The sequence below is a fragment of the Vibrio sp. 10N.286.49.B3 genome (assembly GCF_002873395.1).
Lineage (GTDB): Bacteria > Pseudomonadota > Gammaproteobacteria > Enterobacterales > Vibrionaceae > Vibrio.
This window is the reverse complement of the sequence record NZ_MCUV01000001.1, coordinates 1-19,856: the sequence shown is the minus strand read 5'-3', so window position 1 is coordinate 19,856 and position 19,856 is coordinate 1. Positions and strand designations below refer to the sequence as shown.

Genomic DNA, 19,856 nt, shown 5'->3' with positions numbered 1-19,856 from the left:
AATCCCTTCTTCATTTTGTATCAGAGTACACACCATTGCACCCAAATATTCAATTGCCTGAAGAATTCCTGCGTAATATTAAAGCGATTATGCCAAGCCATCTAGATATGGATGCGTTTATTGCTGCTTGTAAAAGACCATTGCGTAAAAGTATTCGAGTTAATACCTTAAAAATATCGGTCAGTGATTTTTTAGTTCGTGCGCAAGAAAAAGGCTGGGAATTATCTCCAGTTCCTTGGTGTGACACTGGTTTTTGGATTAACGCGGACGAATCACAAGTACCACTGGGCAATACTGCCGAACATATGTCGGGTTTGTTCTATATCCAAGAAGCAAGTTCAATGATGCCTCCTTCTGCTCTTTTCCAAAACCAAGATAGCGAATTTAGCGCGGTTTTAGATATGGCGGCAGCACCAGGCTCAAAAACAACGCAAATTGCAGCTCTTATGGATAACTCGGGTGTACTTGTTGCTAATGAATTTTCAGCAAGTCGCGTAAAAGTATTGCATGCCAATATCGAGCGTTGTGGTGTACGTAACACAGCACTAAGCAACTTTGATGGCCGTGTTTTTGGTGGTTGGCTACCAGAGCAATTTGATGCCGTATTACTGGATGCGCCATGCTCAGGCGAAGGTACTATCCGTAAAGATGCTGATGCAATGAAAAATTGGAGTATGGCTTCTGTCATCGATATTGGTAACACCCAACGTGATCTGATTGAAAGTGCCTTCCATGCATTAAAGCCAAATGGTGTTATGGTCTACTCTACCTGTACTTTAAGCTTGGAAGAGAACCAGCATGTTTGTCTGCATTTAAAAGAGACCTTTGGTGACGCTGTGACGTTTGAGCCGTTAGATTCTTTATTTGATAACGCTCAAGCGGCAACGACAGAAGAAGGTTTCTTACACATCTACCCACAAATCTTCGACTCGGAAGGTTTCTTTGTGGCAAAAATCCGTAAACTAGCTTCAGTCACACCACCTGAAGTGAAAAAACGTATGGGTAAATTTCCTTTTGAAAAAGCTTCTGCAAAAGTCGCACAAGACATTGCTCAGTCATTGCAGGACACGCTTAAAATTAACTTGCCTAAAGATAGCCAACTCTGGCTGCGTGATAAAGATGTTTGGTTATTCCCTACTGCGCTAGAACCAATGATTGGTGAGTTACGCTTTTCACGTATGGGAATCAAGATTGCCGAGACTCATAAAAAGGGCTATCGCTGGCAGCATCAGGTTGCAACCAGTTTAACAACCGGTATCGATGTTGAAGCTCAAAGTGCCATCGTGTCGATTGATGATGCCCGTGAATGGTTTATGGGGCGAGATATTCGACCTGAAGGTCAATCAGGTAAAGGTGAAGTTTTTGTTATGCTAGGTAAAGACGTCATTGGTCTGGGTAAATGGGTTGGCAATCGTATTAAAAACGGGCTTCCTCGAGAGCTGGTTCGCGATAAGAACCTTTTTTAATCGCTTACCCCTTTAATTTTTATAAGCGAGTTGGCTATGTTCCGCTCGCTTTTTTTATAACCTAACCCATCTATAATAAAATTTTATCAAAAGCATAACTATTGATAATTTCCAATCCTTCTTCCTCTTGTGTATCTTCTCTCCATCAAATACCGCTGGTTTATGTCTCGAACGGTATTACTTATAGCTTTATTTAATCTAATCGCACACTGCAAAGGAAAGAGTATGAAGTTTTTACACACCATGTTAAGAGTCGCCGATCTAGAGAAATCTATCACCTTCTACACCAATGTCTTAGGCATGAAGCTACTAGAGAGATTCGAAAACACTGAATACCGTTATACATTAGTTTTTGTCGGTTTTGAAAATCAAGCTAATGGTACGACCATCGAGTTAACTTACAACTGGGATACAGATCAATATGACCATGGTAATGCTTTTGGCCATATCGCCCTTGGTGTAGAAGATATCTATGCGGCATGTGATAACATCAAAGCGCTTGGTGGTAAGGTAACTCGTGAAGCTGGACCAGTAAAAGGAGGCGAAACTCATATCGCTTTTATTACCGATCCAGATGGCTATCAAATTGAACTCATCCAAACACGCTAATGACAAGGATATATACGATGACAAATACTCTATTTCAATCGATTCAATTAGGTAAACTTACCCTAAAAAATCGTATCGTCATGCCTCCGATGACACGTTCACGCGCTACCCAACCAGGTAACCTTGCCAATGAGATGATGGCAAAATACTACGCTCAACGAGCTTCCGCAGGATTAATCGTTGCTGAAGGTACGCAGATTTCGGCAATGGGACAAGGCTACGCTTGGACTCCTGGTATCTACACTGCTGATCAAATTGCTGGCTGGAAAAAAGTAACCGATGCTGTACACGCTAACAATGGTGCTATTTTTGCTCAACTTTGGCACGTAGGTCGTGTCACTCATCCTGATAACATCGGTGGTGAACAACCTATTTCGTCGTCTTCTTTAAAAGCAGAAAACGTAAAAGTATTTATTGATAACGGTACTGATGCACCAGGGTTTGTTGATGTTGTTGAGCCTCGTGCCATGACAAAAGCAGACATTAAAAGTGTTGTCGAAGAGTATCGTCAAGCAGCATTAAATGCGATTGAAGCTGGCTTTGATGGGATTGAATTGCATGCTGCCAATGGCTACCTAATTAATCAGTTCATTGACTCAGAAGCCAATACTCGCACCGATGAGTATGGTGGTTCCATTGAAAATCGCTTACGTTTTTTAAGTGAAGTGGTCGCAGCAATGATAGAAGCTATTGGCGCAGATAAAGTCGGTGTTCGTCTTGCACCATTTACATCTCTTAATGGCACTGTCGATGCAACGCCTGTTGAAACTTACACCGCAGCAGCTGCATTATTGAATACACATAATGTGGTTTATATCCATATTGCTGAAGTTGACTGGGATGACGCACCAGAAACACCACAAGAGTTTAAACCTGCTGTTCGTTCAGCATACCAAGGTGTACTGATCTATGCTGGGCGTTATGATGGAGAAAAAGGCGCACAAGCCATTGAGGATGGAATTACCGATATGGTAGGTTTCGGTCGTCCATTTGTCGCTAACCCTGATTTGCCAAATAGAATCAAACAAGGTTACCCTCTTGTTGCTCATGACCCAGATACTTTATTTGGTGGCGGTGAAAAAGGTCTGACTGACTACCCAGAGTACTCTGCAGATTAATAACTAGGCACTAAACCCTATAAAAATGGGCTTAGTCGCACAAAAGCAAAACCGTCCACAATAAAAAGCCCCTCAGTTCAAGACCGAGGGGCTTTTATCATTAAGTGCTTATCTTAAGGTGCTTAGCTGCCAAAAGTGACTTAAGCTTCTGTTGTTACCAAAGTAATACCATCTTTATCGATAGTAATCTTACCTTGCTTGTATAAGCCGCCAATTGTTTTCTTGAATGTGCCTTTACTTGTACGGAAAGTCGAGAAAATAGCATCAGGAGTTGATTTATCATTTAAAGGCAAGAAACCACCTTTCTTTTCTAATAAATCTAACACCTTAATGCTCAGATCATCCATTTTACCAACCCCGATTTTTTGTAGTGATAAATCGATTTTGCTATCTTCTTCACGAACATTTTTAATAAAGCCTTTCAGCTTTTTACCAATAAATAATTTACCAATTACCTCTGATGGGAAGATCATTCCCCAGTGTTCACCATTGATAATGGCTTTGTAGCCTAACTCACTACGTTCAGCAATCAATAGGTCAACTTGATCATTGGTTTTATAAGTGACAGGTGTCTTGTCTAAAAGCTTATTAAATTTCGTTGTGCCAACAATACGCTCTGACGCTTTATCAATGTAAACATAAACTAAAAGCGTTTGTCCTTCATTAAAACGCGCTCTTTGCTCACTAAATGGAATGAGTAAGTCTTTTCCTTTTACGCCCCAATCAACGAAAGCACCAATACTGTTTACACTTGTTACGGTCATCAACCCCCATTCACCAACTTGAGCAATAGCCGTTTCCGTTGTTGCTGCAATTTGGTTATCAGAATCGATATATAAAAATACATCTAGGTTTTGACCAATGTCAGCATCATCAGGCGCAAACCTTTTTGGCAGTAAGACAGTTCCATATTCTCCCGCATTAAGGAATAATCCAAAATCTGCTTTCTTTGCTACTTCTAAGCTGTTAACTCGACCAACATTAATCATTTAAATTGTCTCTTTTCAAATTTACAGAGATTATACGTGATCTCTGGTATGCTTGCGCTAGTTTGAGAGAATTTAATTATGGTATAGGAGTTATCGTTGATCACTGTTGATAAACAAGATGCTATTACACTTAAAATCACCCATGCAATGGCAAAAACAAAAACACTTGATTTGGATTTTTTTCTTTTTATTCCAGGAGAACTAGGTCTAAATCAACACGTTGTCTCTGAAAGTGAATTCTTTTATAACTCAATAACGCAAAACCGAGCCTATTTTAGTGACAAAACACTACTTCCATTGGTGCATAGCCGACTTGCTAAACGAGGACGCCTTTCCAATACCCAATATCGTGTCAGCTTAAGTTTATTCGCTTATCAGTATGTGATAGCTCTTGATAAGGCGATCAGTGACCTCAATAAAAACATTGGTGACAGCGTCACTGATGATGAGGTAAAAGATGAAACACTCACCTCAGATAAAGTCGATACTGTTATTGTTTTAGCCCTCGATATATTAAAAAAACTACGTCGTAGTATTCCCTACGAAGAAACGTTAAAGCGCTATTACGCCAATATTGATAATTACCTCTCTTGGTATACCGAACAAAGATTACTTTCCTTAATTGCACATCTGCCAAGAGATAGTGAATACAGCATTATCAAAGAGCGTTTAGTGACCTTATGTGAAAAAGAGCAAGTTCATCGTAAGATGAATAACTATAACTCGAAAAAAGTCCGCAATGATCTCACTCGAATGAGTAACAAGATGCGCCTACTGCGTCGTCTTATTGAACACCCTATCATTCTGCAAGAAAAAACCACCTCTATGGGTAGCAATATAAAACGGGCAGTAAAAGGCATAGCAACGGGGTTGGTGATGGTATTTGTTACCTCTATCGCTATTTTGGCTCGTGATTTTCTAGGTGAGATCACCGCTTCTTTTATTATTGCAATGTCGTTTGTCTATGCATTAAGAGAGATATTTAAAGATGACTTGCGAGATATTATGTGGCGCTGGATCAGGAAAGGAAAGCCGAAATGGAAGCGTCGCTATTTTGATCCATCCACAAAGAAAAATGTAGGTCAAAAGCTAGAGTGGCTCGACTACTCCAATTATTCAGCTTTACCGCAGCGAATCCAAAAAATACGCAAAAAACGCGTCGCACAACGTGAGGAACAGATCCTTCACTATCATTCTCAAACTCAAATGTCGACTTCTCGCTTCATGAGTGGTTATGAAGAGACTCGAGAAACGATGAACATTAGCTTACGAACACTCACTCGATTAATGGATAAAGGATCGAACAAAATTTACCAGTTAAAAGAAGGGCAAGTCAGTCGTGAATCGGTAGAAAAGCGACACCTGCTCAATTTAATTATCAAAGAAAACAACCACGATGGAAGCCTTAATTACTACCGGTGGAAAATTGTTATGAATCGTTCAAAAATTGTCGACATTGAGCAGATTGAGCAAAAGTAACCGATCTTATTTTTGTACTTTTTTTAACGATAAGGTTAATAAGAACTCCGCCATTGGCTCATCACCATGCAGTGATGGGCAAGTGGCAACTATCTTCACCGCTTGGTTCACTCGTTCGCCAGTACTCATCGTTTCTTCAAGCATCTGATCGATAAGAGGACCATCATGACAAATAAAATGCACATCACCTTCCGGTCTTTTTAAAAAATTCGCATCCAACGCCTTAAATGCTAACGATACTCTCTCCCCCTGCTTATCGGCTTTATCCATAGCTAAAAAACCACCAGCGACATCTGCACCAACCGCTAATACCCCGAAGTACATGCTATTTAAATGATTTTTTGTGCGCCGCTTTAATGGGATTTTCACTTCAACACTTTTTTCATCCAAACAGATCAATTTAGGTCGGCATAGCCATATCAGAGGAACTTTAAAAAAGCCGAACATATTAAGGTACATGTTGGCTCTTTGTAGCGGAGATAGAAAAGAAAAAGAAGTCGACATAGCATTCACCTAAAACCAAGTAGTCTGACCAGTTAAGTTAAGCAACGCCGATATGTCAAAATAATAGGATAAAAAAAGAGAGGTAAACAGATATTTACCTCTCTTTTTGCTATTTAGTGATAAAAACGACTCGCTACATCACAACAACGGTTTGGATATTTGAATAATCCACTAATTGATTTTGTAGTTTAGGGTATTCACTTAATGCATGCGTCACGATAAGCACAGGCTTCTTCGTTTGACTCGCTGCTTTTACGGCTAAATCAATTAAGGTCAACACTGCTTCGCTTTCTGGATTAAACTGATGCTCTAATGCTTCATTCGCCTTATCTACGCCTAACGCAAACTGAGTGATATTATCGACATTGACCGCCATACCATCAAAATAATGCAACAAACGCTCTGCAAGTAAAATAGACGATGGAATATCACAAGAAAAGAATACTTTCAGACCGCCTAATCCACGCGGAAGACCTTGCTCTGCTAAAAGATCGTTAATTTTAGCCGCGTCGCTTAAACCACGCACAAAAGGAACGACGATCTCAACATCAACACCTTGTTCTCTTAACGCTTTGATAACCGAGCACTCTAACGCAAAGCAATCGGCATAAGTATCACTAGCAAAGCGAGAAACGCCTCTTAAACCAAGTAAAGGGTTAACCTCTTCTTGCTCAATCACCCCACCCAATAACGAGCAGAAAGCATAGCTATCAGCACTGCTTAAGCTTACGCGAACCGTTTTATGTGTTTCTTCAATTGAAGCCATGATTGCAGCAGTTAAAGTCGAAACAAAATGCTCTGCTACCGTTTGACCATCGAGCATAGCTTCAAGTGATGACTTTTCGATATCTGATAATTGGTCAATGACTTTTTCAATTGCAGGATGATAAAAAATACGCTCCATCACCAACTCAGATAAAGAAACAAATAAGTGGTTAGAGTTCTGAGGTTCTGCATATGAAGGTAATACATCCCCTAAAATTAAATCAGGGTGAATGCTACCTTGGTTATCACGAATCATGACGACTCCAGTTATTTCATGAGGGGTATGTGTCTGAAAATACCTATTGAGGCTAATGAATACAAGTACTAACCGCAATTTTATTACCTTGCTATCAGGAAACTGGTCAAAATTCTCGGCATGGTTGATAAGTTTCACTTTTAACAGTTTATTCCTACCACTATTTCCGTTATCTTTAGCGATTATCAATAATATAAACAGGCGATAATTATGCCATTGAAAACAGATGAATTGAGAACCCAAGCTTTGGGTCCAATGCCAACACCAGCAGAACTCGGTGTTGCACATCCAATAACAGCAGAAGTTGCGGATCGCATAGCAAAATCTCGCCGCCAAATCGAAGCTATTTTAACCGGAGAAGACGATCGCCTGCTTGTGATTGTTGGTCCTTGTTCTGTTCATGATACGGATGCTGCACTTGATTACGCACAACGCTTAAGTGACATTCAAAAACAGTATGAAGATGAACTGTTCATTGTCATGCGAACTTACTTTGAAAAGCCTCGAACCATTGTGGGTTGGAAAGGCTTAATTACTGATCCGAATTTAAATGGCTCTTACGCACTTGAAGCAGGGTTGCATAAAGCGCGTCAACTGCTACTTGATATTAATAAACTAGGCTTAGCAACGGCCACTGAGTTTCTTGATATGATCACTGGTCAATACATTGCTGATCTGATCACTTGGGGAGCGATTGGTGCTCGAACTACTGAGTCACAAATCCACCGAGAAATGGCTTCAGCTTTGTCATGCCCTGTCGGCTTTAAAAATGGTACGAATGGTAATATCAAAATTGCCATTGACGCGATTCGTGCCTCTCAAGCTTCACATTACTTTTATTCACCAGATAAGAATGGTCGTATGACAGTGTACCGAACTAGTGGTAATCCATACGGTCATGTCATTCTTCGTGGTGGTGATAAAGGCCCTAACTTTGATGCAGATTCTGTCGAACAGGCATGTAAACAACTTGCTGATGTTGGACTACCTGAGCGCTTAGTTGTCGATTTTAGCCATGCGAATTGCCAAAAACAACACCGTAAGCAGTTAGAAGTTGCTGAAAACATTTGTGAACAAATAAAATCGGGCAAAAACCAAGTTGCTGGTATAATGGCGGAAAGCTTCCTTGTCGAAGGAAATCAATCAATGGACGATTTAGATAACCTAACTTATGGCCAATCTATTACGGATCCATGCTTAAGTTGGGGTGACACTGTCACTATGCTTGATATGCTTGCTGTTGCAATAAAAGATCGTAACACTAATAAGATTTAATTTAAGGAATAAAACCATGCCTTCTTTTGACATTATTTCTGAAGTCAATACTGTTGATCTTCGTCACGCTGTAGAAAACTCAAACCGTGAACTAACAACTCGCTTTGATTTTCGTAATGTTGAAGCAAGTTTTGAATTGAAGAAAGAAGAAACTGTAAAGCTTTCTGCTCAAGACGACTTTCAACTGAAACAAATGCGCGACATTCTACGTAACCACCTAACAAAGCGTGGTGTTGATTCTAACTCAATGGAATCACAAAAATCGGATCAGTCTGGTAAATTCTGGCATCAAGACATCGTATTCAAACAAGGTGTTGATACCGCTGTAGCAAAGAAAATTGTTAAACTTATTAAAGACAAGAAGCTAAAGGTGCAAGCTTCTATTCAAGGTGACCAAGTACGTGTTACTGGTAAAAAGCGTGATGATCTTCAAGCGGTAATGGCTGAGGTGCGTGCTGCTGACCTAGGACAGCCTTTCCAATTCGATAACTTCAGAGACTAAACTCCGAAGCTATTGTGCTATCAAGGGGGAAACAATACTCCCCCTTCAATGATTCTATATGCCATTAACTCTCAATGGCTAAGCTTAATTTAGATTCACCTACTGATATTAAAGGTACAAAGCTTTTATCTTTTGCTGGTATAAAGATACAAATTCGCTTACCTACCATTCTTGCATCATTCAATTTTATCGCTAAATCCGAGCATGCATGAAACGCCTCTCTTTCCGCATCTCTTCTTGATAGCTCAATATAAGCCTCAGGGCATAATGAAGGAAATAACAGTAGCTCTGCCTCTTGCATCAGTCTTAATGCTTTTAAAGAGAGTAATTCAGGGTTATCTCCAAATTCAATCCAAGAACGGCGTCCTGCTAAATCCAATGATGAATTTAATGATGCTTGGTATAAATCTTCTAACTGATTAAGGTTACTTGTATTTTCAACATCAGATAATGCAAAAAATTGCTCCCAAAATTTTCGTCTCATATCAACTGTCGGCAAATGTTGCTTAATTGAATCTCGCTTTGACGCGCCAAAGTCAGCTAATAACGATAAGTTTAGAGGTAAAACCGCTTCTAACTTTTCTCGTATATTACGAATTAAAACCGGTGATGCACCACCACTTGAGATAGCAATTTGAACTCGACCTCTACTTAGCATAGAAGGTGTAATGAAATCACAATAAGGCAGATCATCGACAACATTGACCATAATGGCTAGTTTTTTAGCATCATGGTGAACCTGGTGATTAAGCGCTGGGTCATCTGTTGTAGCCCACACTTGCTCATAGCCTGGCAGCAATAGCTCAGATGAGTATCCTTCTTTAAGCCAAGTACATTGGCGCTGCTCTATCAATTCAGCAAGGTAACGCTCGACCTTAGGTGACACTATGGTTACTGCGGCTTTCGCTTTTAGTAGTGCTTCTACTTTACGGCATGCAACCTCACCACCACCAACAACTAAAACAGGCTTATTTTCAAGGTTTAAGAAAATTGGAAAATAACGCATTTCGATCCTTATCTGTTTTATATAACGATTTTAGTGACATGCACTAAACTTGTGCGATAAATGTTAATTTAATAATGTGTTGGAATTTTTTACTATCAACAAACCTCTCTTCTACACATTAAAAAACTTTATATATGATAATAAGCGACATATAACCCCACAAAAAGCATAAAATTAAGACTAATATTTCATCGCATCACATCTGTGCATGGTTGCACTATTTACATTTAGTCTACATTTATACATTCTAATACTACAAGGATGAAGATGATAATCAAAACTCTTTTGAAATTATAACGTTGAGAATCATCGAAACCTTACCTAAGCTTACTGTGCACTAGAATAAACCTAAGCACCAATCTAGAGCACTATGAGAACATCTGCGCTATACCATACCAAGGTAAGGCCTGATTGAATATGGATTATATGGGAAGGACACACATGAAAAACAAACTAACTCTATTAACTTCTGCCATTGCAGTCTCTACCGCACTTTTATCAGCTTCGGCATTTGCTGCTGATAGCACACTGGACAAAGTCACATCACAAGGTTTTTTAACTTGTGGGGTGAGTACTGGTTTACCAGGCTTTTCAAACCCTAACTCTAAGGGTGAATGGGAAGGTATTGATGTTGAATATTGTCAGGCACTTGCTGCTGCAGTACTTGGCGATAAAACAAAAGTAAAATACGTTCCTCTGACAGCTAAAGAACGCTTTACTGCTCTACAGTCTGGTGAGATTGATGTGCTATCACGTAATACAACGTGGACACTGCATCGTGATTCCGCTCTTGGTTTTAACTTCGTTGGTGTTAACTACTACGACGGCCAAGGCTTTATGGTCAAAAAAGAGCTAGGGTTAAGCAGTGCTAAAGAATTAGATGGCGCATCAGTCTGTGTTCAATCTGGTACGACAACAGAGCTTAATTTAGCGGATTACTTTCGCAACAATAGCATGACATATAAGCCAGTTGTTTTTGATACTGCTTCTCAAACAGCAAAAGGCTTTGATGCTGGCCGTTGTGATGTATTAACCACTGACCAATCAGGTTTGTATGGATTACGTCTAAACCTTAAAGATCCAACTTCTGCAGAAGTACTACCAGAAATCATCTCTAAAGAACCACTAGGTCCTGTAGTACGTCAAGATGATGATAAATGGTTTAACGTTGCAAAATGGGTACTTTCTGCGATGGTCAATGCTGAAGAGTACGGTATTACATCTAAAAATGCTGATGCTATGCTTAAGTCAAATGATCCTAATATCAAACGTATTCTAGGTGTTGATGGTCCTCAAGGTAAAGGCTTAGGCATTCGTGATGACTGGGGTTACCAAATTATCAAACAAGTCGGTAACTATGAAGAAAGCTTTGAACGTACTGTAGGTCAAGGTTCCCCTCTAGAAATTAGTCGTGGTGTCAATGCCTTATGGAATGCTGGTGGATTCATGTACGCTCCACCAATTCGCTAAACTCATGTCATGAATAATTAGGTATAATTTGGGCGGTAACTTTACCGCCCTTCCTTATGGATTTGAGGTTATAGCTGTATGAACACTACAAATAAAACAAACGCTCAATCGAGCCTCTCACCAAATAAAATTAACTTATTTTATAACCCTACTTTTCGCTCTGCTGTTTTTCAGTTTTTAGCTATCGCAGCACTTGTCTTTTTCATCTATACCATCGTAAATAATGCATTAACTAACTTAAGTGCTCGTGGTATCGCAACTGGATTTGACTTTTTATCTCAAGAAGCAGGCTTTGGTATCGGTTTAACCCTTATCGAATACGATGAAACCTTCTCATATGGACGAACTTTTTTCATTGGCTTGTTAAACACTGCCCTTGTTTCAGTCTTAGGGATATTTTTTGCGACAATTATTGGTTTTTCTGTCGGTATAGCTAGATTGTCTTCTAACTGGTTAGTTAGCCGATTAGCCGCGGTTTACATCGAAATATTTCGTAATATCCCACTCCTTTTGCAGATCTTTTTTTGGTATTTTGCAGTACTACAAGCACTCCCTTCAGCAAGAAATAGTTTAAGTTTAGGCGAAGCTATATTTCTTAATGTACGAGGGCTATATTTCCCTGCGCCTATTTTCGGACCTGGTAGTCAGTTTGTTGTTGGTGCATTTATCATTGGTTTAGTTTTATCTATAGTCATTAAGGTATGGGCAAGCAATCGTCAAAAATTGACTGGACAGCAAACACCAACGCTTAAAGTTTTCTTACTGTTATCAATAGTGTTACCAACAATCATTTACTTTATTGCTGGTCAACCTATTACAGCAGAACTTCCGGTGTTAAAAGGCTTTAACTTTAAAGGTGGGGTTTCAATTATTCCTGAGCTTGCTGCTCTCGTACTTGCATTAAGTATTTATACCGCTTCATTTATCGCTGAAATCGTCCGTTCAGGGATTAACGCTGTAAATCATGGCCAAACGGAAGCGGCCATGTCACTAGGTCTGCCACGAACTCGCACTTTAAAGCTGGTGGTTATCCCTCAGGCCTTGAGAATAATTATCCCTCCATTAACCAGCCAGTACTTAAACTTAACTAAGAACTCCTCGTTAGCAATGGCGATTGGCTATCCAGATCTTGTATCTGTGTTTGCTGGTACGACGCTCAACCAAACTGGTCAAGCGATTGAAATTATCGCCATGACCATGGGTGTATATTTAACTTTAAGCTTATTAACTTCAGCACTAATGAATGTTTATAACCGCAAAGTCGCTTTAGTGGAGAGATAAAATGACAACACATCAGTTTCAACCTGACCTTCCACCTCCAGCGAATACTGTTGGACCGATTAGTTGGTTAAGAAAGAACTTATTTAATGGACCGATAAACTCCATCGTGACATTAATCCTCGCCTATTTAGTCATTAATTTAGTATGGGGAACGCTTAACTGGGCAATATTTCAAGCCGATTGGATAGGTACAACCCGTGATGCCTGCTCTAGTGATGGCGCTTGTTGGGTATTTATTAGTGTGCGTTGGAATCAATTTATGTACGGGTTTTATCCTGAAAGTGAATTGTGGAGACCACAACTGTTTTATGCCACTTTAGCACTGTTTATTGGTTTGCTTGCCTATGAAAAGACACCAAAAAAAATATGGATTTGGCTTTTTGTTGTCAATATTTATCCTTTCCTTATTGCGGGGCTGTTATATGGTGGTTTCGCAGGGTTAGAGAAAGTGGATACGCACAACTGGGGTGGACTATTAATCACTCTAGTTATCGCTTTAGTCGGTATAGTTGTATCACTACCAATTGGTATTGTGCTTGCTCTGGGTAGACGCTCGGATATGCCTGTTATTCGTAGCCTATCAACGGTTTACATTGAAATCTGGCGAGGGGTACCATTAATTACCGTTCTATTCATGGCTTCGGTAATGTTACCTCTATTTTTAGCGTCTGGTTCAGAAACAGATAAGCTACTACGCGCTTTAGTTGGGGTTGTCTTATTCAGCGCTGCATATATGGCGGAAGTTATTCGAGGTGGCTTACAAGCAATCCCGAAAGGACAATATGAGGCAGCAGATGCTCTAGGCCTAAGTTACTGGAAAAAAACCGGCTTAATTATCTTACCTCAAGCTTTAAAAATTACCATCCCATCAATAGTTAACACCTTCATTGGTCTATTTAAAGATACAAGTTTAGTACTCATTATTGGTATGTTTGATGTCTTAGGGATTGGTCAAGCTGCAAATACAGACCCAGAGTGGCTCGGTTTTTCCACGGAAAGCTACTTCTTTGTTGCTCTCGTTTTTTGGGTTTTCTGTTTTAGCATGTCAAGATATTCAATTTGGCTGGAAAACAAACTCCATACTGGTCATAAAAGATAAATAAGAATTCAAGGACGTATTATGAATCAACAATCAATGCCTAACGAAACCACTAAAGATAGTGAAAGCCAATCAGAACAGTTAATGATTGAACTCAATGACATGAATAAGTGGTACGGCGAATTTCACGTATTGAAGAACATAAACCTACAGGTTAAAAAAGGCGAAAAAATTGTCATTTGTGGTCCTTCTGGATCGGGTAAATCAACAATGATTCGTTGTATTAACCGTTTAGAAGAGCATCAAAAAGGCCACATTTTTGTTTCAGGTAAAGAGCTAACTGAAGATCTAAAAAATATCGAGGCAGTACGTAGAGAAGTTGGCATGTGCTTCCAACACTTCAATCTATTCCCTCACTTAACGGTACTAGAAAACTGCACCCTTGCCCCTATTTGGGTTAAGAAGTTCCCTAAAGAAGAAGCAGAAGCGATTGCAATGAAGTTTCTTGAGCGTGTAAAGATCCCAGATCAAGCCGACAAGTACCCAGGACAACTTTCTGGTGGGCAGCAGCAACGTGTTGCCATCGCTCGCTCTCTTTGTATGAACCCTCAAGTTATGCTGTTTGATGAACCAACTTCTGCACTTGACCCGGAAATGGTTCGTGAAGTGCTTGATGTTATGGTTGAGCTGGCTGATGAAGGGATGACAATGCTTTGTGTAACTCACGAAATGGGTTTTGCAAAAGAAGTAGCAGACCGAGTTATTTTTATGGATGCCGGTGAAATTATCGAAGAAAATAATCCGAAAGACTTTTTTGAGAACCCGCAATCAGATAGAACTCAAAACTTCCTAAGCCAGATATTACACCACTAAAAGTATCATTGGCATTAATAGCCGAGGTAAACTTTTTACCTCGGCCTCTCAACTGTTCATATTTAGTTACAACTTGCTACATACTTCATTCAACAATTTGATTATTATTTCATATGTTTTGAAAGACTTGATTTATGGGTTGTTTGCCCCCATAAATATACTTATGAATAATAAATATCTCCAATGAGGAAGATTATGACTAGCCCTATGGTATCTCGCAGCTCAACTAGCAGCAGCGTACTACAAACAAATAAAGTACTACGTAACACTTACGCTTTACTATCAATGACTTTACTATGGTCTGCAGTAGTTGCTGGCGTATCAATGGCAATGAACCTACCTCGTCCTGGCTTAATTATTATGTTGGTCGGCTTCTATGGTTTGCTATTCTTAACGGAGAAAAACCGTGACAATAGCATGGGTCTTGTCTTCACTTTCCTATTCACAGGCTTTTTAGGTTACACCACGGGCCCAATCCTAAGCATGTACCTAGGTGCAGGTATGGGTGATGTCATCGTAACAGCACTTGGCGGAACAGCTCTAGCCTTTATGTCAGCATCTGCTTATGCACTAACAACCAAGCGTGATTTATCATTCCTTAACGGTATGCTAATGGCTGGTTTTGTTGTACTACTTGTCGGTATGGTAGCAAATATCTTCCTACAAATGCCTATCATCCACTTAGCAATGAGCGCTATGTTTATTCTGTTCTCTACTGGTGTCATTCTTCTTACGACACAGAACATTGTTCGCGGTGGTGAAACAAACTACATCTCAGCAACCGTTAGCTTATATGTATCAATATACAACATCTTCATCAGCCTACTAAGCATCTTAGGCATTATGAATGACGATTAATTACTGATTACTTTTTTATCGTAATTATAAAAACCCAAGGGATTATCTCTTGGGTTTTTTCATTTCTACTGAGCAAAATACTTGAGCGCAAATCCGTTGTTGGTATACCCTTATAAGCATAATTATTTCGCTTTGGAACAAATATGTTTGAATACAACGGCAATGATATTGCAACGGATGCTCAAGGTTACTTATTAAATTATAAAGATTGGGATGAAGGAATGATCGCTATCTTAGCAAATGAAGAAGGCATTGAATTAACCGAGGCTCATATTGAAGTTGTTCTGTTTGTTCGCCACTTCTATGAAGAATTTAATACCTCCCCTGCAGTGCGTATGTTGGTTAAAGCCATTGAGAAAGCGCACGGCCCAGAGAAAGGCAATAGCAAATATTTATTTAAGCTTTTTAAACAAGGTCCAGCTAAGCAAGCAACAAAACTGGCAGGGTTACCTAAACCAGCAAAATGTCTCTAATGTAGTTTTATTAAAATCTCTATCGCAAATAACTTTCTTATTTGCTTTTATGACATACATCACAGACAATACCCTATTACCTTATCTACATAGAGCTATCTAATGACACCTGCTATTTACCTAGTCAAAGGCCGTGACAAATCTCTTCGTCGTCAACACCCATGGGTTTTTTCTCGCGGAATCCAACGTATCGAAGGTGAACCAGAGCTTGGAGAAACCATCGATGTATTTGCTAATGATGGTCAATGGCTAGCTAAAGCGGCATATTCACCAAATTCGCAAATTCGTGCGCGAGTGTGGAGCTTCAAAAAGCAAGATATTGATAAAGCATTTTTCGTACAACGCATTAAAGATGCTCAATTACTACGTGAAGATATTATTGAGCGTGATGGATTGACGGGTTATCGCTTAATTGCAGCAGAATCTGATGGTTTGCCTGGCATTACTATTGATAAGTATCAAGATTTCTTAGTATGCCAACTACTAAGTGCGGGCGCTGAATATCAAAAATCAACCCTCATTGAAGCTCTAATCGAATGCTTCCCTAGCTGTAATATCTATGAGCGCTCTGATGTATCAGTACGTAAAAAAGAAGGCTTAGAAGAAACAATGGGCGTACTTCATGGTGATGAGCCACCAAAGTCTGTCGTTATTGAAGAAAATGGCATCAAGATCAACGTCGATATTAAAGGTGGTCATAAAACAGGATTTTACCTAGATCAACGTGATAGCCGCCAGCAAGCAATGAAATATTGTCATGAGAAAGAGGTTTTAAACTGCTTCTCATATACTGGTGGATTTGGTTTATATGCACTTAAAGCTGGTGCAAGCCGCGTGATTAATGCCGATGTATCTCAACCGGCTCTTGATACTGCAAAAACCAATGCAGAATTAAATGGATTTGATATTAGCAAGAAGCGTGCAGTATTCTTAAATGCCGATGTATTCAAGTTGCTACGTGAATACCGTGATCAAGGCACAAAGTTTGATGTCGTTATTATGGACCCACCAAAATTTGCTGAGTCAAAGGCACAGCTAAATGGAGCTTGTCGTGGGTATAAAGATATTAATATGCTAGCAATGCAAATCCTAAAGCCTGGCGGAACCCTATTGACTTACTCTTGCTCTGGGCTAATGGATCAGCCGCTATTCCAAAAAATTATTGCAGATGCAGCATTAGATGCAAAACGCAGTGTGAAGTTTATCGAACGCTTTGAGCAAGCCGCCGATCACCCAACAGATACTGCTTATCCTGAAGGTTTCTACTTGAAAGGCTTCGCTTGTAAAGTTTTATAATACGCTTTTCACAAATTAAGCGAGTAATAAAAAGCATGTTCGTATTGAACATGCTTTTTTTGTTTCAATGAGAGCTTCTATAGCGAAGCGCTTATTAAACCTATTATTAAGGCGTATTATTCACCATGATGTCATTTAAGAAGTTAGTGACACTCGTGATTTCACCACTTGAGGCATCAACATAACTACTAAACTCCGTCGCACCATTTTTAAGCACTATCGTTTGTGATTGTGTATCATTGTCATGAGGTATAATGAGATTAATATTATCACCATCGACTTCTACTGAAATATTAGCAAGCAAGTCATTCATATCATTACTATTGGTATCAGCTAAAAGCTCACTGAGATCAATCTTGTCTTCACCATCAGTAAAGTCGGTAATAACATCGGTGCCATCATCTAGAGAAGCATCAACCCACTTGAATAAATTATCATCATCTCCCCCGGTTAAAATGTCATCACCAAGGCCACCAATCAGGATATCGTCACCAGCACCACCGATTAAAACATCATCACCAGTACCACCTCGAAGACCATCATCACCTTCGCCACCATCGAGCTTATCATCACCAGAACTACCAAAGATGATATCAGTGCCTTCTTCACCAAAGATAGTATCATCACCGGCGCCACCATGGGCTAAGTCAGCATAGGCTGTATTAGTATTGATATTAAATGCGCTGGTTTCATCATTAGGGTTAACAAGGAAGTCCGAATCTTTACCCACAGCATAACTATTTAGTAAAGTTTCAGCCGTATTATTAGAATCTTGAGCGGAATTACTGTCTCCTAAGAATATGGCATCGTCACCAGAACTGACATGTACATTATCAGCTGCTGAACCCACATCAATTGCCAAGCCCGCTTGTGAATCCACCAATGAGAAGGTTTCCCCTGTTTGCCCAGTTGGTTGCCAAACTACTTGCCCTGCTGCTGAAACGGTGACAGTATCAACAATATCAGTCGAAGAAATAACATCAGCATAGACTTTATTTGGATCAATCGTGAAGACAACATTACTGGAACTGGTATCACCGTCATTATCAATAAGTGTATACCCAAAATCATACTCTTGAGATAAACGACCTGATGCACCAAAGAAGCTATAGCCGCCATCATCCATATCAACGACAAATGAGTGCTGCTCATCAATATAAATAGAAAGTGTATTGGTTGATGAGTCAAATGCATAAGTTACATCTGATTCAGAACCTGACTGGCTTACACTGTCATCACCATCAAAAGTAACCGTTAACCCACCAAGAGTGATTGATTTGACTACCCCACCATCCGCACCAATACCTGTAACATCTCCACCAACTTGATCATTAAGTAGATTACCGCCAACTGGTTGTAAGACCGATTGAAGTAGTACAGGAGGTAACTGCGTAACATCAGGTACAATGACTGGGTCTATATTTTGCTCAGTTAAACCATCATAAGCAACCGTTGCCAAATCTGATGCTGGTACATTAACGCCAATCCCATAGGCTAACGCTGTCACATCGTTATCTTTTAAGTGTGTTTCCCATGCTTCTTGTTCGGTGCTATTTATTGCATTGCTATTTCCATTATCACTACCAACAGGTACACCATCCGAGAGGAAGTAGCTAACATTGGAACCATTCACTATTTTGTCAGCATCATTAACATTCCAGTTATCCTCTGCCACAGAAACTGCATGATCATAATCCGTTACACCACCTGCAGATAATCCGTTAATATAGCTGATCGCACTATCTACTGACATCCATACGGTTGTTGAGGAGCCAAACACCGAAGCCGAGCTAGAAAATTTAATAACTTGAACTTTTGTTTGACCAATTGACTCATATTCTCGCAAAAGTTGGATTGAAGATTCTTTCATGACCTGCAAACGACTCTTACCATTACCGGCGTTGTTCCCCATAGAACCGGAAACATCAAGAATTAATTGAACATTCGCTCCTTCTTTAGTTTCAGCTGCCACATCATGGCTTATTTCAGCGGCATCAGGGCTATCGTCTTCGATATTAATCGATAGTGTCCCAGTAGTACTTAAATTAGTATCATCTGTCACTTTCACGCCAATATTCAATGAAACAATATCTTCAACATTGTCTCCATCAGTATGGTCAACAGGGCCACTTAAAGTGACATCATAAGCACCAGCATCATCAATGGTGATCTCAACTATTGTCTCACTTCCTGCTTTACCTATTAAGGTTTGGCTATCAGATTGACTCCATATAATACCTACACCATTCGATGTTAAAGAACTCGGATTGGAAGGAAGAACAAGTTCAACGGTATCTATATTGTCGTTAACATCTGAAATTGCAATCGTGCCAGAGAAAGTCACTTCATCGGTTGTATCTTTATCGCCAGAAGCCCCTTTATCCGTTTCATCAGCAATAGCATTTGATAACCCTTCCTCAGATACTGATGCTGTTGCTGTTCCAACCACAGGTGCTGTAGGTGGAAGTTCATCATCGATGATGGTCGCTTGACCGGTGACGCCCGGATCACCATTGGTGGTGATATCGTTTGCTTCTGTGACCACAAGGCCAAAGGTCTCATCGCCCTCATAGACATCATCTTGCGTGGTTGGAATA

18 protein-coding genes are annotated in these 19,856 nt (G+C 39.8%); 13 read left to right on the top strand and 5 right to left on the bottom strand.

Annotated features, from left to right (window positions below):
* Nucleotides 1–35 precede the first annotated feature (35 nt).
* From rsmF to BCU68_RS00080, 3 genes are all read left to right on the top strand, one after another.
* Nucleotides 36–1,466 carry a 16S rRNA (cytosine(1407)-C(5))-methyltransferase RsmF gene (rsmF, locus tag BCU68_RS00090; RefSeq protein WP_102563144.1) on the top strand — a complete coding sequence of 477 codons (1,431 nt, stop codon included), beginning with the start codon at nt 36–38 and terminating at the stop codon, nt 1,464–1,466.
* 225 nt (nt 1,467–1,691) lie between these two features.
* Nucleotides 1,692–2,075 (top strand): lactoylglutathione lyase, encoded by a 384-nt coding sequence (gene gloA, locus BCU68_RS00085; protein WP_241901231.1) that lies wholly within the window; start codon nt 1,692–1,694, stop codon nt 2,073–2,075.
* A 17-nt stretch (nt 2,076–2,092) separates the two neighbouring features.
* The gene (locus BCU68_RS00080; protein WP_102562757.1) at nt 2,093–3,193 is read left to right on the top strand and encodes an alkene reductase; all 1,101 of its coding nucleotides are present in this window, start codon (nt 2,093–2,095) and stop codon (nt 3,191–3,193) included.
* A gap of 140 nt (nt 3,194–3,333) precedes the next feature.
* Here the strand turns inward: BCU68_RS00080 and BCU68_RS00075 are convergent, their stop codons facing one another.
* Nucleotides 3,334–4,182 carry a S1-like domain-containing RNA-binding protein gene (locus BCU68_RS00075; RefSeq protein WP_102562756.1) on the bottom strand — a complete coding sequence of 283 codons (849 nt, stop codon included), beginning with the start codon at nt 4,180–4,182 and terminating at the stop codon, nt 3,334–3,336.
* A 96-nt stretch (nt 4,183–4,278) separates the two neighbouring features.
* Between BCU68_RS00075 and BCU68_RS00070 the strand changes: the two genes are divergently transcribed.
* Complete coding sequence (locus BCU68_RS00070) at nt 4,279–5,661, top strand: hypothetical protein (RefSeq protein ID WP_102562755.1); 1,383 nt, start codon at nt 4,279–4,281, stop codon at nt 5,659–5,661.
* 6 nt (nt 5,662–5,667) lie between these two features.
* On the opposite strand, the gene BCU68_RS00065 is transcribed toward BCU68_RS00070, so the two are convergent.
* Nucleotides 5,668–6,165, bottom strand: coding sequence for a DUF4442 domain-containing protein (locus BCU68_RS00065; RefSeq protein WP_102562754.1), 498 nt, complete (start codon nt 6,163–6,165; stop codon nt 5,668–5,670).
* A gap of 133 nt (nt 6,166–6,298) precedes the next feature.
* Nucleotides 6,299–7,186, bottom strand: a complete 888-nt coding sequence (locus BCU68_RS00060; protein WP_102562753.1) for a putative PEP-binding protein — start codon at nt 7,184–7,186, stop codon at nt 6,299–6,301.
* A 210-nt stretch (nt 7,187–7,396) separates the two neighbouring features.
* Here BCU68_RS00060 and BCU68_RS00055 point away from each other — a divergent pair, with 210 nt between their 5' ends.
* Nucleotides 7,397–8,461: a 3-deoxy-7-phosphoheptulonate synthase gene (locus BCU68_RS00055; RefSeq protein ID WP_102562752.1), complete on the top strand. Its 1,065-nt coding sequence runs from the start codon at nt 7,397–7,399 to the stop codon at nt 8,459–8,461.
* Nucleotides 8,462–8,477: 16 nt separating this feature from the next.
* Nucleotides 8,478–8,963: a YajQ family cyclic di-GMP-binding protein gene (locus tag BCU68_RS00050; RefSeq protein WP_102562751.1), complete on the top strand. Its 486-nt coding sequence runs from the start codon at nt 8,478–8,480 to the stop codon at nt 8,961–8,963.
* Between the two features lie 64 nt (nt 8,964–9,027).
* Here the strand turns inward: BCU68_RS00050 and BCU68_RS00045 are convergent, their stop codons facing one another.
* Complete coding sequence (locus BCU68_RS00045) at nt 9,028–9,969, bottom strand: bifunctional precorrin-2 dehydrogenase/sirohydrochlorin ferrochelatase (protein WP_102562750.1); 942 nt, start codon at nt 9,967–9,969, stop codon at nt 9,028–9,030.
* Nucleotides 9,970–10,410: 441 nt separating this feature from the next.
* Between BCU68_RS00045 and BCU68_RS00040 the strand changes: the two genes are divergently transcribed.
* The 7 genes from BCU68_RS00040 (at nt 10,411) to BCU68_RS00010 (ending at nt 17,259) form a co-directional block, all read left to right on the top strand.
* Nucleotides 10,411–11,439, top strand: coding sequence for an amino acid ABC transporter substrate-binding protein (locus BCU68_RS00040; RefSeq protein ID WP_102562749.1), 1,029 nt, complete (start codon nt 10,411–10,413; stop codon nt 11,437–11,439).
* 78 nt (nt 11,440–11,517) lie between these two features.
* Nucleotides 11,518–12,720 (top strand): amino acid ABC transporter permease, encoded by a 1,203-nt coding sequence (locus BCU68_RS00035; protein WP_102562748.1) that lies wholly within the window; start codon nt 11,518–11,520, stop codon nt 12,718–12,720.
* Nucleotide 12,721: 1 nt separating this feature from the next.
* The gene (locus BCU68_RS00030) at nt 12,722–13,819 is read left to right on the top strand and encodes an amino acid ABC transporter permease (protein WP_102562747.1); all 1,098 of its coding nucleotides are present in this window, start codon (nt 12,722–12,724) and stop codon (nt 13,817–13,819) included.
* A 36-nt stretch (nt 13,820–13,855) separates the two neighbouring features.
* Nucleotides 13,856–14,632, top strand: coding sequence for an amino acid ABC transporter ATP-binding protein (locus BCU68_RS00025; RefSeq protein ID WP_277868775.1), 777 nt, complete (start codon nt 13,856–13,858; stop codon nt 14,630–14,632).
* 195 nt (nt 14,633–14,827) lie between these two features.
* Nucleotides 14,828–15,490, top strand: a complete 663-nt coding sequence (locus BCU68_RS00020) for a Bax inhibitor-1/YccA family protein (RefSeq protein WP_102562746.1) — start codon at nt 14,828–14,830, stop codon at nt 15,488–15,490.
* Between the two features lie 143 nt (nt 15,491–15,633).
* Entirely contained in the window at nt 15,634–15,963 is a 330-nt protein-coding gene (locus tag BCU68_RS00015) for a TusE/DsrC/DsvC family sulfur relay protein (protein ID WP_102562745.1), read from the top strand.
* Between the two features lie 102 nt (nt 15,964–16,065).
* Nucleotides 16,066–17,259 carry a class I SAM-dependent methyltransferase gene (locus tag BCU68_RS00010; RefSeq protein WP_102562744.1) on the top strand — a complete coding sequence of 398 codons (1,194 nt, stop codon included), beginning with the start codon at nt 16,066–16,068 and terminating at the stop codon, nt 17,257–17,259.
* A gap of 106 nt (nt 17,260–17,365) precedes the next feature.
* On the opposite strand, the gene BCU68_RS00005 is transcribed toward BCU68_RS00010, so the two are convergent.
* A partial coding sequence (locus BCU68_RS00005; protein ID WP_133126115.1) for a VWA domain-containing protein occupies nt 17,366–19,856 on the bottom strand: 2,491 nt, incomplete at its 5' end.

Excerpts from the sequence above, each read along its gene's own strand:
- gloA (WP_241901231.1), top strand. The coding sequence starts at position 1,692 with ATGAAGTTTTTACACACCATGTTAAGAGTCGCCGATCTAGAGAAATCT.
- BCU68_RS00080 (WP_102562757.1), top strand. The coding sequence starts at position 2,093 with ATGACAAATACTCTATTTCAATCGATTCAATTAGGTAAACTTACCCTA.
- BCU68_RS00075 (WP_102562756.1), bottom strand. The coding sequence starts at position 4,182 with ATGATTAATGTTGGTCGAGTTAACAGCTTAGAAGTAGCAAAGAAAGCA.
- BCU68_RS00065 (WP_102562754.1), bottom strand. The coding sequence starts at position 6,165 with ATGTCGACTTCTTTTTCTTTTCTATCTCCGCTACAAAGAGCCAACATG.
- BCU68_RS00060 (WP_102562753.1), bottom strand. The coding sequence starts at position 7,186 with ATGATTCGTGATAACCAAGGTAGCATTCACCCTGATTTAATTTTAGGG.
- BCU68_RS00055 (WP_102562752.1), top strand. The coding sequence starts at position 7,397 with ATGCCATTGAAAACAGATGAATTGAGAACCCAAGCTTTGGGTCCAATG.
- BCU68_RS00050 (WP_102562751.1), top strand. The coding sequence starts at position 8,478 with ATGCCTTCTTTTGACATTATTTCTGAAGTCAATACTGTTGATCTTCGT.
- BCU68_RS00045 (WP_102562750.1), bottom strand. The coding sequence starts at position 9,969 with ATGCGTTATTTTCCAATTTTCTTAAACCTTGAAAATAAGCCTGTTTTA.
- BCU68_RS00040 (WP_102562749.1), top strand. The coding sequence starts at position 10,411 with ATGAAAAACAAACTAACTCTATTAACTTCTGCCATTGCAGTCTCTACC.
- BCU68_RS00035 (WP_102562748.1), top strand. The coding sequence starts at position 11,518 with ATGAACACTACAAATAAAACAAACGCTCAATCGAGCCTCTCACCAAAT.
- BCU68_RS00030 (WP_102562747.1), top strand. The coding sequence starts at position 12,722 with ATGACAACACATCAGTTTCAACCTGACCTTCCACCTCCAGCGAATACT.
- BCU68_RS00025 (WP_277868775.1), top strand. The coding sequence starts at position 13,856 with ATGCCTAACGAAACCACTAAAGATAGTGAAAGCCAATCAGAACAGTTA.
- BCU68_RS00020 (WP_102562746.1), top strand. The coding sequence starts at position 14,828 with ATGACTAGCCCTATGGTATCTCGCAGCTCAACTAGCAGCAGCGTACTA.
- BCU68_RS00015 (WP_102562745.1), top strand. The coding sequence starts at position 15,634 with ATGTTTGAATACAACGGCAATGATATTGCAACGGATGCTCAAGGTTAC.
- BCU68_RS00010 (WP_102562744.1), top strand. The coding sequence starts at position 16,066 with ATGACACCTGCTATTTACCTAGTCAAAGGCCGTGACAAATCTCTTCGT.